Consider the following 15,763-nt stretch of genomic DNA (forward strand, 5'->3'; position numbering starts at 1 on the left):
CACCTGGAACTGCACTATGCAACCTCACATGCAACCACTGGCCAGACTTGAAGCTATAAAAAAGACCTATCCTGGCGTGAAAGCGTTAAGTGGAATCGATTTTGACGTTTTAGCGGGCGAGATCCATTGTCTGGTGGGCGAGAACGGCGCGGGTAAATCGACGCTGATGCGCGTTCTGACCGGCGCAACACAACCGGACAGTGGCACCATCTTTATTGACGAGAAACCTACCGTTCTGGATGCCAAAACCCGGCTCGATCACGGCATTGGTATTGTCTGGCAGGAGCTGGATCTGATCCCTGCCATGAGCGTGGCGGAAAACATCTATATCGGCCATGAACCGATGCTGAGTATGGGGCGCGTTGATCATGCCGCCTTACGCGACAACACCCGGAAACTGCTGAGCAATTTTGACCTTAACGTGTCCCCCGATACGCGGGTGGATCGCCTGGCTCCGGCCCAGCAGCAACTGGTGCAGATTGCCAAAGCGCTCAGCCATAATAACCGTATCCTGATCCTCGATGAGCCAACCGCTTCGCTCACCGACAATGAGGTCGCGAACCTGTTTGTGTTGTTGCGTAAGTTGCGGCAACAGGGATTGGGGATTGTTTATATCTCTCACCGGCTGGAAGAGCTGACCGCAATTGGAGACCGTCTCACCGTGCTGCGCGACGGACACTACATTTTGACGGCCGATGTTGCCGCGCTCAGTCACAGCGACATCATTAAAGCGATGGTTGGACGACCGCTGGCCGAGCAGTTCCCCCGAGGCTCCCGTAAAACGGCGGAGGTTGGATTACAGGTCACCGGGCTGGGGCGCCACGGTGAATTTGCAGAGATAAACTTCAGCGTTAATAAAGGCGAAGTGCTGGCTATCGCGGGGATTATTGGTGCCGGACGCAGTGAGCTGCTCGAAACCCTGTTTGGCCTGCGTAAGGCGGATAACGGCAGCATTGCCATCGACGGTAAGCCGGTCAATATACGCCATCCACGGGACGCGGTCCGGCTGGGCCTGGGACTGGTGCCAGAGGAACGCCGCGAAAGTGGTCTTGTCCTCAACCGTGCCATCAACGACAACCTTATCTATCCCATCATCAATCGGTTGGGCAATGTCCTGCATTTCAGCCGCAGCCAAATGCGCGTGGTCAGCGATCGCCTTATCAAGCAGTTAGCCATTAAAGCCCCTTCAGGACAGGCGAAGGCGGGGAGCTTATCAGGCGGTAATCAGCAAAAAATCGTCATCGGTAAATGGCTGGCAGCCGGTGTGAAGGTGTTATTGCTGGACGAGCCGACGCGCGGGGTAGATGTGAATGCCAAAGCCGAAATCTACCGTCTGATTGACGAACTGGCGCAAACCGGCGTCACCGTGGTGGTGGTGTCCTCTGAATTACCCGAGGTACTGGGCATTTCCGATCGCGTCCTGGTGATTGCGCAAGGTCGTCAGACGGCGCTACTCAACACCGCGGAAACCAGTCAGGAAGAGATTATGTCTTTTGCGGTGGCTGCTACCAGCATGCCGCAACCGGAGGAAGCATGAATTCGACGACCTTTAACAAAAAGGAGACGCTGACCCTGGAACGTCTCCCCGGCGAAAGTCTGCTCAGGAAGTTGTTTTCTGCCTGGGCGCTGGTGTTTATCTGGGTGGCAATGGCGATTGTGGCTTCGATCATCTCGCCGGTTTTTCTCACCAGTATCAACCTCAGTAACATTCTCAACCAGGCATCGATACTCGGCATTCTGGCGTGCGCCCAGTTTCTGGTGGTGCTGGTCGGCGGTTTCGATCTTTCCGTCGCGGCCATTCTGGCGCTCTCCTCGGTGATCTTTGCCAGTACGGTTCCGGTTTCAACCGGGTTGGGCATGGTGTCAGGCTGCTTGGCTGGCGCAGCGTTGGGTCTGCTCAGTGGTATTGCTGTCACATGGGGCCGTGTGCCGCCAATGATTGCCACCCTGAGCGTAATGGGTATTGCGCGCGGTCTGGCATTCGTGGTGTCGGAGAAAAGCGTTGCGGTGCCGATGGCTAAACTGGCCGCTTACAAATTCAGTTTTTCCGTGCTTTCCCTGCCGGTGCTGACCTGGCTAATCGCGGCGTGCTTACTTTACTGGATGCTGCGGTCACTGCGGTTTGGCCGAAATCTGTATGCCATTGGTGGCAATGAACGTGCCGCCAGTCTGGCGGGGATCGGTGTGCGAACCCATAAAATCATTGTTTACACCCTGGCCGGTGCGCTCTCCGCGCTGGCTGGGCTGATGCTGGTGGTGCGCACTTCATCCGGGGTTCCCCATGTGGGACAAGGCTGGGAGCTGGATTCAATCGCGGCGATCGTCATCGGTGGGACACGCTTGTTTGGTGGTGAAGGCAATATCCTCAAGGCGATGATGGGGGTGATTATTTATCAAACCATCGCCAATGTGATGAACCTGGCGAGCCTCGATCCCTTCTATCAGGACATTGTGAAAGCGCTGGTCATTATCACCGTGGTCGGCGCGACGGTCATGCGTGCAGAAAAGGTGTAGGAGAAGATGATGACAACGCAAACGGCGAAAACGGGCCTGAATCTGCGCAATCCGGCCTTCTGGCAAGACAACGGCACGGTGGTGGTATTGATCGCTTTTATCATCCTGGCGACTGCGGTATCCAGGGGCGTTTTTATCCGGCCCGATAACTTAATCACCATTGCTTACCAGGCATCGATTGTGGGTGTGCTGGTTCTGGGACAATCATTGGTGGTGATCTCTGGCGGCCTGGATCTCTCTATGGTCGGCATTTTGATCCTATCAGCGGTGATCATGGGCGGAGCCGGCTCGGAACAACAATCGATGATGCTGCTGGGCGGCTTGCCTTATATCGGTTTATGGCCAGCGATTATCGCCGGATTTCTGACGGCCTTACTGTTTGGCTTGCTGAACGGGCTGATGGTCACGCGGCTGCATATTCCCGCGTTCATTGCCACACTGGCCAGCACATTGCTGCTGGGAGGCATCATCCTGCTCACCACCGGCGGAGCGCCGATTTATTACCCTGATCCTTTTTTCACCCACTTCGGCAATAGTATTTGGCTTGGGCTACCTGCACCCATTTATCTGTTTATCGCCATGACGCTGATAACCTGGTGGATGCTGAATCGCACCCGTTTTGGCAGAAAACTTTACGCTATCGGCGCGAATGCGCGTGCCAGCCATTACTCAGGCGTGGCCGTGAACAACGTGCGGCTGTGCGTGTATATGCTGAGCGGGCTGGCGGCTGGGGTGGCGGGCTTCATGTTCCTGAGTCGTACCGGGTATATTGCCGCCGCGTCGGGCGGGGATATGCTGATGACCACCATCGCCTCGCTGGTGGTGGGCGGCATCAGTTTGTCTGGCGGCTTTGGTGGCATCAAACATGCGATTTCGGGTGTTCTGCTACTGGCTGCGCTGAGTAATTTAATGAATATCCTGCTGATTTCGCCCTATGTGCAAAATGCGATCAACGGCTTTGTTATTCTTATCGCGGTGTCGGTGTATAGCCATATCCACCACGACCGCGCGTAACAGAAAATGGGTGGACTTGTTTCACCCAGAATCGCTACGTAGACTGATATATAAGATTTCAGCCGGTTTGACGGTAAGCTGCTTAACGAGCGATGTATTGGATGACGATAATGACAAAAACGCAAACTGATGCGCTTCCCGCGATTTCTCTGGAAACGCTCGGCAATCAAATTGTCGATGCACTGAGTCAGGAGATTATCTCTGGCCGATTAACGCCCGGACAGCGTGTTGATCTCGGTTACTACGCGACGCAATGGAACATCAGTATCACACCGGTACGCGATGCGGCGCGAAAATTAGAAGCGTTGGGGTTAATGGAGATCTTCCCTCGTCGCGGTGTATTTGTGGCAACGCTGAATGCCAGAGATGTCAAAGAGTTGTTTGATGTGCGTATTGCGCTGGAGAGTGCCACCATTCGCCTGGCGACGCCCAATATTCCGCGTGCAGAGGCCGAGCAAACGCGCGCCCTCTATCTCCAGGCGGGGGAACAACTGCATCAACAGAACGTTGAGCAATCGCTACCAGCAGTAGATCTGCTGATCCATAAGCTGGCATTACAATATTGCGACAATGCCCGATTAACCCGGATGATGCAGGAGATGTGGAGTCAGATTGAGTGGTGTCAGAATACCATCGCCTCACAATTGCAGGAGCCTTTCCTCACCACGTTACCTGAACATATTGCGATATGTGATGCCGTTATAGCAGGAGATGCGGAGGCGGCCTCGCAGGCCATGTATCGTCATCTCACGCTGACTGCTGAGCGCATTCAACACTTATTGATGCAAATGTAAGGGGCTGGAGGGCGACGTTGAGCGGTCTGGACCGGAAAAGGTTCATTTGGCAGAACCTTTTTCGGCAATGGCATGCTGCCCGGAGCTGTAAACAAGGCTCACGCACAACGTCTTATGCTGGGTATAAATGGATTCAGCCTTGTTAATTTAATGTCAGTCGTTTGGTGTGACAAGATGCTCAATGGCTGATATCTCAATCAGCAAGCCGATGAAAGGCTTTCGTTAGCGGTTCGCTTTAAATAAATTTTCCTCAGGAAAATTGTCCTACCCCCAACTCTGCATTGGTACTGATTTTATATTTATCTCTAAGCCAGGGCGATAATCATATGCCTGAAAAATAAGTAAATGCACAAATAATGGCAGTGGCAGACTCAGTGTAACCAGGTAAATCTATTTTCAGGAAAACAACGAAAGAAAATGTCACTGCATTATTTGATTTTATTTTAACAGGTGATGAAAGCGCAATTTATGCCAGGCTGATATATCATTGGATGTCGACATTCTTAATTTCACCGGGCATTAACAGCACTGAGGCTATTTATTCCCGAAACCAGACAGAATAACACCGTGTAAATCAGGTATGAAGTGGTGACTCCCTCTGCGAGAGGATGAGTCAGGCTTGCCTGAAATGATACATTTCAATCTTGCAAGGAGTACATAATGAGCCATAACCCCCTGAATCAATCATCACGTCGGATATTATTGAAACATACCCTTGCTGTATCCGCTCTCTCGATCACTGGACTGGCAGGTTTGTTCGTGCCCACTATCAGCCTGGCAGCATCGCTTAGCAAAGCAGAACGCGATGCGATGACGCCTGATCAGGTTATTGAGCATTTCAGGCAGGGCAATGCCCGTTTCAGGGAAAACCGTCCTGCAAAACATGATTATCTGGCGCAGAAACGCAGCAGCGCGGCAGGCCAGTATCCGGCAGCAGTGATCCTCAGTTGCATTGACTCGCGCGCACCGGCTGAGATTTTGCTGGATGCCGGGATAGGGGAGACGTTTAATGCTCGCGTTGCGGGCAATATCAGCAACCGGGACATTTTGGGTAGCATGGAATTTGCTTGTGCAGTTGCCGGAGCGAAGTTAGTACTGGTTATGGGCCACACCAGCTGCGGTGCTGTTCGGGGCGCAATTGATAATGCAGAGTTAGGCAATCTGACGGGGTTGCTCGATGAAATTAAACCCGCAATTGAAAAAACAAAATACAGTGGCGAGCGTAAAGGCAGTAATTACGATTTTGTTGATGCGGTTGCCAGGCAAAATGTCGAAATGACGATTTTAAATATTCGAAAAAATAGCTCGGTGCTGAAAAGTCTGGAAGACGAGAAAAAGATTAAAATTGTTGGCAGCATGTATCACCTCGTGGGTGGCAAGGTTGATTTTTTTGAGGTGTAAAATCTTGCGAGTGAATTATTTTATTGGAATTGCCCTGATGGCTCGGAGGCCATGACTTCAGGGCAAGACCCGATGATATTTTGTTGGGTGTTAAAAGATTCCCAATAGCTAAAATTTCAAACCTAAAATCTTCCGTGCCTTCGCATCAAAAATTCTCGGTATGGTCGATTTTTAACGACAGCAGCCTTGGTAGCAGCGCAGCACAAGCCTGTCACTCTTCCAGTTGTTTCGGCGTTGGCGGTGTGCCATGAGTATGGAAAGTTTCGATCGTCTTCAGGCCCCATGCCTGTCCTTTTTTACGCTCGGTTTCCGTCCAGACGACTGTCTGCCAGTCAGGAGCCAGAATCAGCCGTGCCCCAGAATTTGCCAACTCAACACGGTTGCCAGCAGGTTCCCATACGTATAAGAAGAATGTGCCCTGAATGGCATGCTTATGCGGTCCGGTTTCGATATGTACACCATTTTCGAGAAAGATATCTGCGGCACGCAAAATATCTTCACGGGTATCTGTCGCATAGGTGACATGATGAAGACGAGCATTACCCCCACCATGCTCTTCGGTGCAGGCCAGATCGTATGTTTTATTATTGATCGTGAACCAGCAACCGCCGATGCGTCCGTTATCAAGCTGGATCATTTCGGTGACACGCGAGCCGAGGCAGGTTTCCATAAAGGTTTTAAACTCGCTCACATCGGCTGCTAGCAGGTTGAGATGATCGAGACGACGTGGGCAAGCACCGCGGCCATGATAGCGTTGCGCTAAGTTTTTTAGTGAAGGGCGCTCAGCTGCATCTGCCTGATAACGTACCGTATCGTAATAGATTTCAAATACGTGTCCGAAGGGATCTGAGAAGCGAAAAGCACGTCCATGTCCAGGTTCATCATCAACCCAGCCAATAACATCATATTTACTGGCCTCGATCGCCGCCACCCGTCGCATCAACGCGGCCTCTGAACTGGCGCGGTAGGCGATATGGCCCACACCTGTCGTTGAGTGGCGCGTCAGTTTCAGGGTATGGAATTCGTAGTCATCCCATGCCCTGAGCCAGGCATGGTTCTCATCTTGCGCAGAGACAGTAAGACCATACACGTTGACAAAGAAATCCAGGCTTTCCTCAAATTTATTTGAGAACATCTCAACATGTGCCAGGTGTGCAATATCATGACATGGCTCGGCTAAATGGTTTGTCATTCGAGGCTCCCAAAATCTGATCGTATCGTAGAGGTTTATTTATCCTTCGGTCAGGGTATCTTTAAGCGGCACTGGAAAGCAGGTGGCTTTCGCTTTTCAGGGTATGAGTTCCATTTATACTGTGACGGATGTATCACCGGATAGGGGCAAAACGCGGCGGATCGGCGGGAAAATGCCAATAGCGTATAAATTTCATAAATTGATCAGGCAGAGTGGCTGGCGGCAAACTGAACAAAGCGTGAGGGCATCTCATGGCCAGATTGACGGATTTCTAAAGAAATCCGTTCCAGATAGCGTTGATTCTGTCGGGTGCTGAGATTGATGCTACAGATAATTAAAATGACTTTACCCTTACCCGGGCAGTTTCTGGTTTACATCAACACTCAGGCTCACCCATTTGGCCCCGGTAATGCTGGCCAACTTTTCGGGTGAGATACGCACCCCTGAGCGTGCATTGCCGCCTGCAGGCAGCACTTCAGGATAACTGAGCAGGCTTTCATCACAGTAAATGTTAACTTCCGGGTTGATGCCGAAAGGGCAGACACCACCCGGAGCAAAGCCCGTTTGCATCTCCACCTCATCGGCTGCCAGCATGCGCGCCTTCACACCAAAAAATTCTTTGTATTTTCGGTTATCCAGTCGACGATCGCCCGCCATAACCACCAGCACGACCTGGTCATTAACCCGGAAGGACAACGATTTTGCGATTTGCCCATGTTCAACGCCAAATGCTTCGGCAGCCTGAATCACGGTTGCGGTCGGTGCTTCCAATTCGGTCACGGTAATTTCTGGTGCGTGTGTTTGCAGGAAGCTGCGAACGCGTTGAATCCCCATATTGCTCTCCATGTTGCTGATTTCAGCTCGACGATATGATGAAAGAAAGCTCATCATTGTTATGAAATCAGATCGTTTTCTGTTTTACCAGTCCGGCAACGGGATCTGACTTTCTCATTTCCTGCTATTTAGATTAATTGTGGTGGTGGAGGTATTCTCAAGTCTTACGTGATGATCCCAACATCAGCGCGGTGTATAACGTTGCTGGTGTGGATTAACGTGGATAGTTACCCACAGCACGATTCACCGCCGCCCATGCCGTCTTAAGATCCCGCTGGCTCATTGCCAATGCCTGACGTGCCTGAATATCGCTACGTTGGGCATCCAGGACATTAATAAAACTGGTTAATCCGCCGTTATAGCGTGCCTCAATCAGGGCCAGAGCCTGAGCAGAACTCTCAGCCCGCGTTTGTTGTTCAGCGAGTTTTTGTTGGGCTGCGCTATAGCGGCTTAAAGCGTCATCGATTTCCTGCCACGCTCTCAGGACAGTTTTCTGATAATCGACAGCGGCCTGTTGCTGATCAGTTTCCCGCAATACAACAGTCGCTTTACGCCGTCCTCGATCGAAAATCGGTAAATTGAGGCTTGGGCCAACGGACCAACTGCGGCTGCCCCATTCACCGAAATTACCCGCACTGTAGGTATCCATACCAATTTGAGCACCGATCGTGATACTGGGGTAGAGCTCTGCTTCAGCCACGCCAATTCTGGCTGTGGCAGCATGAAGATGTGCTCCCGCAGCTTTGATGTCAGGTCGGTTTGACGCGACCTCTGAGGGGATACCTAACTGTAAAGGCGGCAGATTGCCCGCTTGTAAGCTGCCAGGTTTGAATTGCAGCAACGTTTTCAATGCACCAGGACGTTCATTCAGCAGCAGAAGAAGCTGATTTGTCGTCACCCCCTCCTGTGCCTGTAATTCAATAAGATTTGCCCGCGTCGCTGCCAGTTCACTGCGTTGCCGTTCAAGGTCCGTATTATCCTGTGCACCACTCAGCGTTCGAGCTCGAATCAACGACAGACGTTCATCAAGTGCTCTTTCATCATCTTTTGCCAGGCTGATTTGCTGCTGAATCCCCCGCAAAGTCCAGTAACTGTTAACCACGTCACCAACAATACTCAATCTGGCAAATTCAAGCTGTGCCTGCTGCGCGGCGCTGTCAGCTTCGGAAGCCTCAATGGCGCGACGGACGTGCCCCCAGAAATCAATTTCCCAGCTAAAATCCAGTCCTCCCTGATACCAGTTGTAGGGATCGGTCATCAGCGTGATGAGCTCATCCGGATTTGGCAGAACCTCTTTTAACGCTCTGGTCGAAGGGCTGTTTTCGCTTTGCTGATTGCGGGTGATACTGGCTGTCGCATTGACATTTGGCGTTTGTTGCGACGACGTGATGTGTTGCTGTGCGCGTGCGCTGGCAAACCGAAGCGCGGCTGTTCTGATATCAGGACTGGCAGTTAAGGCCTTTTCAACCAGCACATTGAGCGTGGGGTCATCGTATCTTTTCCACCACTGGTTATCCGCCACCGCAGCGGCACCGGGAACATGAAGCAACGCCGGATCAGCACTACGCCAGCTTGTCCAGTCAGCCGGGGCTTTCTGCTCTGGTTTTTTGAAATCAGGACCAACGGTACAACCGCTAACGAGTGCTATCGCCAGCAATGTTGCCACGACGGACAACCCAGGACGATTTAAGTGGGAAACACTGAGATTCATCTTCATTCCTGCATCAGTACAGTCGGTTACGAAACAACCATGCAGCCAGCGGCATTGTGACAACAGCCAGGGCAAGCATTGGGATAAAATCAAAGGCGATATCAGCGAATCCGGCTCCCTCAAGGTAGACCCGTCGCACCAGATCGATGGCAAAGCGCAAGGGGTTGGCATAGGTGAGGGTAGTAAGCAGGTCAGGCATGGTCTGTACCGGGGTCAGCAGCCCGGAAAGCAGCATGAGCGGCATAATCAGCAAGAAGGTATAAAGCATCGCCTGTTGCATATTGATGGAAACTGCCGAGATCGACAGCCCCAGACCAACCGCTGCAATGTTGAAGCACAACAGGCCGGTGTAGAGCACCAGAAACGAGCCGTTCATCGGTATCCGGAACCAGAACAGAATGATCAGTAAAATTATCGTCGACTGTACCAGGCCCAGCAATACAGGTGGTATGGCTTTGCCAACCAGTAGCTGCATGGGTGTAAAAGGGGTCACAAGCAGCTGATCAAATGTTCCCTGTTCCCGTTCTCTGGCGACAGACAGAGCAGAAAGTAACAGGGTTTGAATCATGCTGAGGGCCGCAATCAGAGTAGGCATTATTCCCCAGCGAGACTCAAAATTCGGGTTATACCAGGCTCTGACCACGACGTTCATGGCAGAAGGGCCAGCACTTCTCTGATTGAAGCCAGTGACTACCGCAGAGATATAACTCGCTGCGGCCCCGGCCGTTGAAGAGTTACGCCCATCCAAAATTACCTGCATGGGGGATGTTAAGCCCTGGTTGAGTTTATCCTCAAAGTCGGGTGGGAAAGTCAGTACCATAAGCGCTTTACCGTCCATGACAGTTTGCGCTATCCGGGCAGATGAAGTCAGGGTCGCCGTACGGTTAAAAACACCGGTGCCATCAAGATGCGACAGAATCTCGATGGAAGACTGACTTCTGCTTTGATCCAGGACGGCGTAGTCAACATGATTGACATCATAGGTTGCGGCATAACCGAAGAGTACGGCCTGCAAAAATGCCGGCGCAATCAGGATCACCCGGTTGGCGGGTTCTTTGATGATCGTCAGCATTTCTTTTCTTATCAGAAAGCTGATATGTCGCAGCCACTGTATTAATGAATTCGTCATCTTTTTATCTCAACCGTTTACGAAGTGAGATCCGCGAAGCGTTAATAAGCAGCACTGCGTAAAGCAAAAGAATGCCGCACTGGCGGAAAAACAATGGCCAGTCATTCCCCCCCAGGAAAAGCGTTTTTATCAGAGACATGAAATGTGTGGCAGGCAGGATCTGACTGACTACCTGGATTGCCACTGGCAAATTGCGAAGATCAAAGACAAATCCTGACAGCATCATGGCTGGCATAAAGCTCGCAATCAGTGCCACCTGACTTGCCATGAACTGACTCGGCGCAAACCCAGAAATTGCCAGTCCCATACCCAGTGCCACCAGCAGGTAGAGCAAAGAGGCGATGATGATAGCGAACAGAGAGCCACGGATGGGGACGTCGAAAAGATAATGTGCAGCCAGAAGGCACATCATCAGGTCAACCGTGCCTATCACCATATACGGGGCAAGCTTGGCGAGTACAAGTTCCAGTGGGCGAACCGGGGTGACAAACAACGCTTCAAGCGTTCCCCGTTCTCGCTCCCTGGCTATCAGTAACCCGGTAAGAAAGGCACCAATGAGCGTCAGAATCAGGACAATGATCCCAGGAACGATGAACCAGGTGCTGTTGCTGGCTTCGTTAAACCACATACGCTGCTCGATGGAAACAGAACCCGTCACCGAGGGGGTATTTTGCCTGTCTGATTCAACGGCAGACTGCACGGCCAGTGCCCCGGTAATGTAACTCTGAGCGGCAGATGCGACGCTGGTCACCGCCCCATTCAGGATTACCTGCAACTGTCCTGTGCCGACGCTACTACTCTGTGCATAATCTGAAGGAATACGGACAATGGCATCCGTTTTCCCCTGTTGCAGCGCCCTCTGTGCCGTAACGAAGTTTGGATACTCCTGCACTGACAGATAGCGACTCCCCTGCAATGCGCTAATCACCTGATAGCTTTGCCGAGTATGTTGTTCCTGAACGACAGCAACACGGGCATTGGCAAGGTCGAAAGAAATACCGTAACCAAATAAAAGAATTAGCACCACGGGTAACAGGAAACCCACGGCCAGATTGCTTTTATCACGAACCAACTGACGTGTCTCTTTCCGTGTCAGCGAGATAAGACGATGAACGAATGTGGAGTCATGCATGTGATGACCCTCTCTCTATGGCGTTGGCTCGTGCATTCTCGACAATCGCAATAAATGCCGTATTCATATCGACATCGTGATGCAGCCCGGCAAACTGTCGTACTTCTCCTGGGGTACCCAGTGCCAGCATTTTTCCTGCATCCTGAATCGCGATGCGGTCGCAATACTCGGCTTCTTCCATAAAGTGAGTGGTGACAATGATGGTGATCCCCTTATCTGCCAGCTCCCCGATGGTGTACCAGAAAAGGCGTCTGGCCAGCGGATCGATACCACTGGTTGGTTCATCAAGAAAGACGATTTCGGGTTGATGCAGTAATGCGACAGCCATGGACAAACGTTGTTTAAACCCACCCGGCAATTCACCACTGATAGCATCAGGATTGAGTTTGAACTGTTTAAGAGAGGCTTCAATTTGTCGAGTTAACACGTCCCCGGACAAGCCATAAGCACCGCCAAAGAATGTCAGGTTTTCCCTGACGCTGAGATTGCCGTACAGAGCAAACTTTTGCGACACATAGCCAATGCGGGCACGCGCTTTTGCTCTTGCGGTTCGCAGATTCATTCCGGCGACTTCCAGCTGACCACTGGTAGCAGGCAGCAGTCCACACAGCATCCGAAAGGTGGTGGTCTTTCCAGCGCCGTTCGGTCCGAGAAGACCGAAAATCTCCCCACGTTTTACCCCAAAAGAGGTGCTGGCAACCGCAGTAAAATCACCAAACTTACGGACCAGATCCTTTACAAGGATGACAGGGTTATCGTTGTCATCTGCGGAATCACGGGATGACACCATTTCTGGCTTCACCGGGGCAGAGAATGTTGAGGGTTGTTCCTTCAGCTGTGCACGATGCAGCAACAGCATGAAGCCGTCTTCAAATTCAGGTTCGCGTGGTGTAGCGTTTATCCCGGCAGGAGTCGATCTGTCTTCAGGGGACTGACAAATGAACCTTACGGCATCCCCTTTAGGGACGGCGTCAGCAATCTTTTCCCGTTGTTCAAGTAAATGTGCCTGCAATGTACGTGATTTGATTCCGGATGCCGGAATTGCCTGCCATGTGCTGCCATTGGCGACCTGTCGAAGCTCGTCTGGTGTGCCAGAGGCGAGAATTTTACCCTGCTCCATAATGTAAACCTGAGCACATCGTTCAGCTTCATCCATGTAAGCTGTGCTGATGATAACGCTCAGGTTTTCTTCCTGGACAAGTTGCTCAATAATCTTCCATAAATCGCGACGGGAAAGCGGATCAACGCCGACACTGGGTTCATCCAACAACAATAAATCCGGGGAGCGCACCAGGGTACAGGCCAGACCCAGTTTCTGTTTCATACCGCCAGACAGCTTTCCTGCCGGGCGAGCGGTGAAACGTTCAAGGTCAGTGATAGCCAGCAAACGGGCAAAACGTGACTGCCTTTCCCCGGCTGGGACACCATGCAAGTCAGCATACAGGTCAAGATTCTCCTGCACGCTAAGATCCTCATAAAGACCAAATCGTTGCGGCATATAACTGATGCGGTTTTGCACAGATTGCGGGTCAGCAACTACATCGGTCCCCAGAACTGTCAGGGTACCCGATGTGGGGGTATACAGTCCGGCGATCAGTCGTTGAAAGGTGGTTTTGCCAGCACCATCCGGCCCGACGAGCGCCGTCACTTCACCGGCATGAATCCTCAGCGTGAGTCCATCCAGCGCTCGCAGGTCTGGCATATTTTTCCCAGGGGCAGGAAACTCGCGCACTAAATCTTGAGCCACCACCACGTCCTGACGATCAGTGAGTGGCATCATGTTGTTTCTCTGGTTGAGTGTTGATAGTGACCGTTGCAGGCTGTCCCATACGCAATACATCATTCGGGTCTTCAGCAACAATTCGCACTTCGTATACCAGATTGGTTCGTAGCTCCTCGGTTTGAACCGATTTTGGGGTGAATTCGGCGACAGAAGAGATAAAGCCGACTTTGCCCTGCACGGGGTTATCAGGAAAGGAGTCTGTCCTGATCTGGGCGGTCATGCCTGACCTCACCCGGCCAAGATCATTTTGGTTCAGCCATACCCGAACCCATTTGGGTTCACTCAGTGCCAGAGTGAAGACCGCTTTCTGAGGTCCGGTCATGTCACCCGGCTCCTGAAGACGGGCACGTACCACAGCATCGACAGGAGAACGTAACTCGGCCTGTGAAATGTGGTACTGCATCAGTGCCAACTGGGCCTGTGTGGCGCGGACCTGAGCGACCGATGCCTCACGCTGCTCTTTTCGAACCCCTTTTTCCATTAACGTGAGGTTAGCCTGCCGCTCTTTCACACTCGCCTGTGCAATGAGCAGGGAACTTCTGGCCATATCCAGTTCCTGCTTGCTGATACCTTTACCACCCGTGGTGGCTGAAATCCGCTGGATCCGGGTGATATCCTCAGTGGCTTTTTGCAGTTGTGCCTGAGCGGATGCCAGTTGCGCTTTCGCCTGTGCAATTTCTTCCGGACGCGCGCCTGCCTGCTGCTCACGAACGGTCTGCTTTTGAACATCCAACTGCGCCACTGCCTGTTGTTCCTGAATTTCCAGCGCTTTGGTATCCAGCGTAGCCAGAATCTGCCCGGCTTTGACGTGGTCGCCTTCATCTACGGCAACCGTACTGATCCGGCCATTATTCTCAAATGCCAGTGAGACCTGACGGATGTCGACATTGCCATACAGTGTCAGTTGACCCGTATTCTGGTTGTTTCTGCCAAACAACCAGAAAGCGCCTGCGACAACGATGAGAACCACCACGATCCCTCCAGCGATGATTTTTTTGTTCATAGACATTGCGTCCTGACGCTCCCTGAGGCTTAGTTTAAATTTAATTTAAACTTTAATTGTGTGATAATAAACCCCTTATGGTCATAAATAACTTATCCGGGCATTTTGAATAATGGGCAGAGCACGACGCAGCGATGGAGATATCACCCGCGAGAGCATTCTGGAGGCAGCAGGGGAATTGATTGCTGAGAAGGGGTTTGCTCAGACCACTAACAAAGAGGTCGCCAAAAAAGCCAATGTTGACCTGGCAGCGATCAACTATCACTTTGGCGGTAGAGATGGGCTATATCTGGCTGTGCTGACACTGGCTCATCATCATTACCTGGATGGTGATCAGCTTGCTCAGTTAGCGGCATCAGACCTTCCCGCTGAAGATAAACTGGGTGTGTTTCTGGAAACGTTTCTGGCGAAACTCAGCAATCCGGATGACTGGCACGGACGCGTATTTGCACGAGAACTGTTGTCTCCTTCGGTACAACTCGGTGATTTTATCAACTCAGAAGGTGCAGGAAAAATTCAGTCAGTCAGGCGGATTGTTGCGCAGGCAGCCGGTCTTGCAGAGGATGATCCCCGCCTGCTTCCCTGCATGCTCAGTGTCGTGGCACCCTGCATGATGCTGATGGTGGCCGGGAACCGGATACCTGGCCCGGTGCAGGAAATTGTCGCGATGCAGACCCAAGCGCTGACTGCGCATTTCAAACTTTTTTCTCTGGCTGGGTTAAAGGCGATACGTGGCGAGAACAGCAGTGAATCGCCGCAAAAAAGTTAACTGTCAGCTTAACCAGCGTTTCAGACACAGGCCTGTGCGACAGCGTAACTGTCTTCAAACAGCCGAAAACGCGTAATCAGGCCATCAGTCACCGTAAAATCAAGCACGAACTCGCTCTCGATCAGTTTTCCGGTTTTGTTCACCCGGGAGGCCAGCCTGCCGGGGATCATTACTCTGCCACCGAGCACCAACATCTCGCCGACTTCAAAGTGTTCCGAGCTAATCTGCGCGCGGATCTGCCGATAAAACTCGACGGCACCGGCTTTGCCGTGCTTGCGGCCAATCCACGGCACAACCGCCACATCTCCCGCCACGAACCAGTCAACCTCCTCGCTGACCAGCTCAGCAATGGTTGAAACATCTGGCGATGTTGCCGCACGTTGCAAAAATTCCTCAATAACCTCAACCGGTTGTCGCTCAGACATCATGCGCCTTCTATTCTGTAGTCAAAAATATATAATTGGTTCTAACCCGGCTGGATGATGCA

Annotated in this window: 14 protein-coding genes; 6 read left to right on the forward strand and 8 right to left on the reverse strand. The window is 51.8% G+C overall.

Features of this window, described 5'->3' with window-relative positions:
- Positions 1 to 16 precede the first annotated feature (16 nt).
- From AC6I8N_RS24885 to AC6I8N_RS24905, 5 genes are all read left to right on the forward strand, one after another.
- On the forward strand, positions 17 to 1,537 hold the full coding sequence (locus AC6I8N_RS24885) for a sugar ABC transporter ATP-binding protein (protein WP_497831496.1): 1,521 nt from the start codon (positions 17 to 19) through the stop codon (positions 1,535 to 1,537).
- Entirely contained in the window at positions 1,534 to 2,514 is a 981-nt protein-coding gene (locus tag AC6I8N_RS24890; RefSeq protein ID WP_497831497.1) for an ABC transporter permease, read from the forward strand. The genes AC6I8N_RS24885 and AC6I8N_RS24890 overlap by 4 nt, the downstream gene beginning before the upstream one ends.
- A gap of 6 nt (positions 2,515 to 2,520) precedes the next feature.
- Positions 2,521 to 3,528: an ABC transporter permease gene (locus tag AC6I8N_RS24895; RefSeq protein ID WP_497831498.1), complete on the forward strand. Its 1,008-nt coding sequence runs from the start codon at positions 2,521 to 2,523 to the stop codon at positions 3,526 to 3,528.
- Between the two features lie 110 nt (positions 3,529 to 3,638).
- Positions 3,639 to 4,322, forward strand: coding sequence for a GntR family transcriptional regulator (locus AC6I8N_RS24900; RefSeq protein WP_208726890.1), 684 nt, complete (start codon positions 3,639 to 3,641; stop codon positions 4,320 to 4,322).
- A gap of 660 nt (positions 4,323 to 4,982) precedes the next feature.
- Positions 4,983 to 5,723, forward strand: coding sequence for a carbonic anhydrase (locus AC6I8N_RS24905; protein ID WP_497831499.1), 741 nt, complete (start codon positions 4,983 to 4,985; stop codon positions 5,721 to 5,723).
- Between the two features lie 211 nt (positions 5,724 to 5,934).
- Here AC6I8N_RS24905 and AC6I8N_RS24910 read toward each other — a convergent pair whose 3' ends face one another.
- The 7 genes from AC6I8N_RS24910 to AC6I8N_RS24940 form a co-directional block, all read right to left on the reverse strand.
- A complete protein-coding gene (locus tag AC6I8N_RS24910) occupies positions 5,935 to 6,915 on the reverse strand; it encodes a VOC family protein (protein ID WP_208726891.1) in 981 nt (326 codons plus the stop codon).
- Positions 6,916 to 7,266: 351 nt separating this feature from the next.
- Complete coding sequence (locus AC6I8N_RS24915) at positions 7,267 to 7,749, reverse strand: YbaK/EbsC family protein (RefSeq protein ID WP_208726892.1); 483 nt, start codon at positions 7,747 to 7,749, stop codon at positions 7,267 to 7,269.
- A gap of 214 nt (positions 7,750 to 7,963) precedes the next feature.
- Complete coding sequence (locus tag AC6I8N_RS24920) at positions 7,964 to 9,466, reverse strand: efflux transporter outer membrane subunit (protein WP_497831538.1); 1,503 nt, start codon at positions 9,464 to 9,466, stop codon at positions 7,964 to 7,966.
- A 7-nt stretch (positions 9,467 to 9,473) separates the two neighbouring features.
- Positions 9,474 to 10,589, reverse strand: coding sequence for an ABC transporter permease (locus AC6I8N_RS24925; protein WP_497831500.1), 1,116 nt, complete (start codon positions 10,587 to 10,589; stop codon positions 9,474 to 9,476).
- Positions 10,590 to 10,593: 4 nt separating this feature from the next.
- A complete protein-coding gene (locus AC6I8N_RS24930) occupies positions 10,594 to 11,721 on the reverse strand; it encodes an ABC transporter permease (RefSeq protein ID WP_497831501.1) in 1,128 nt (375 codons plus the stop codon).
- On the reverse strand, positions 11,714 to 13,501 hold the full coding sequence (locus AC6I8N_RS24935; RefSeq protein ID WP_497831502.1) for an ATP-binding cassette domain-containing protein: 1,788 nt from the start codon (positions 13,499 to 13,501) through the stop codon (positions 11,714 to 11,716). The genes AC6I8N_RS24930 and AC6I8N_RS24935 overlap by 8 nt, the downstream gene beginning before the upstream one ends.
- Positions 13,485 to 14,507 carry an HlyD family secretion protein gene (locus AC6I8N_RS24940; protein WP_497831503.1) on the reverse strand — a complete coding sequence of 341 codons (1,023 nt, stop codon included), beginning with the start codon at positions 14,505 to 14,507 and terminating at the stop codon, positions 13,485 to 13,487. The genes AC6I8N_RS24935 and AC6I8N_RS24940 overlap by 17 nt, the downstream gene beginning before the upstream one ends.
- Before the next feature lie 112 nt (positions 14,508 to 14,619).
- Here AC6I8N_RS24940 and AC6I8N_RS24945 point away from each other — a divergent pair, with 112 nt between their 5' ends.
- Positions 14,620 to 15,276, forward strand: coding sequence for a TetR/AcrR family transcriptional regulator (locus AC6I8N_RS24945; RefSeq protein WP_208726896.1), 657 nt, complete (start codon positions 14,620 to 14,622; stop codon positions 15,274 to 15,276).
- A gap of 20 nt (positions 15,277 to 15,296) precedes the next feature.
- On the opposite strand, the gene AC6I8N_RS24950 is transcribed toward AC6I8N_RS24945, so the two are convergent.
- The gene (locus tag AC6I8N_RS24950; protein ID WP_497831504.1) at positions 15,297 to 15,704 is read right to left on the reverse strand and encodes a nuclear transport factor 2 family protein; all 408 of its coding nucleotides are present in this window, start codon (positions 15,702 to 15,704) and stop codon (positions 15,297 to 15,299) included.
- Positions 15,705 to 15,763 lie beyond the last annotated feature (59 nt).

This window comes from Pantoea sp. X-Soil-TKNS-1279 (genome assembly GCF_059730565.1).